The 785-nt window shown below is 51.2% G+C and carries 1 protein-coding gene; it reads left to right on the top strand.

All coding sequences use genetic code 11. The features are described from left to right. A partial coding sequence (locus C5687_RS24320; protein WP_238380524.1) for an IS110 family RNA-guided transposase occupies positions 1 to 477 on the top strand: 477 nt, incomplete at its 5' end. Between the last annotated feature and the right edge of the window lie 308 nt (positions 478 to 785).

Below are 785 nucleotides of genomic sequence, written 5' to 3'. Positions count from 1 at the left end.
CAGCACCACATGGCGTACCTGTTCGATGTCATCGCTACACTCGACAAGCAGATTGAGCAGTGCTATCGGCAAAATGCTCTCTGCCAGCGTATCGGCAAGATCCCTGGTATTGGCCCTGTTACCGCCAGCGCGCTGATTGCGACCATTGGTAAAGCCAACAATTTCGAGAATGGCCGACAACTGGCTGCCTGGCTCGGATTGGTTCCACGTCAGCACTCCAGTGGGGGTAAACAAGTCCTGCTCGGGATAAGCAAGCGAGGTGATACCTATTTGAGGACCTTGCTTATCCATGGTGCCAGGGCGGTATTGCAGTCGGCCAAACATAAACAGGATGCCGTATCGAGCTGGGCTAACCAGCTAATGGCGCGCCGGAATAACAACATTGCCTCGGTAGCATTGGCTAACAAGAATGCGCGGACTGTGTGGGCGCTCCTGGCCAAAGAGCGGGAGTATTGTGCACCAATAATAAGCGCTTAAGTTGCTTAATCAGTAAGACAGAAACAACACCACCGATTGCCCAGGCAAGCATGAAGTGATGGCAAGACAGGTCAGACCGCGATGGGGAAAACCCGGTTTATTCAAGGCTCCTGAAAGAGCGCTTTGTTGATAGAGGCCTCCATCAGCGTATTCCATCAGGGACAGAGGTATTTTACATCACCTCGGCAAAGTCCGGATCTATGGCTGCAATCGATGACCAGTAAAGCCACCACAACATATTTAGCTTGGCAAACAGGAGGCGACCATCTATGAATAAATCGAACTTTTGCTGAGTTGAAGGATCAGAT

The sequence above is a fragment of the Enterobacter sichuanensis genome, from assembly GCF_002939185.1.
GTDB classification, from domain to species: Bacteria; Pseudomonadota; Gammaproteobacteria; order Enterobacterales; family Enterobacteriaceae; genus Enterobacter; species Enterobacter sichuanensis.
Note: the sequence above shows the minus strand (reverse complement) of the source record. Positions and strands in the feature narration are given on the sequence as shown.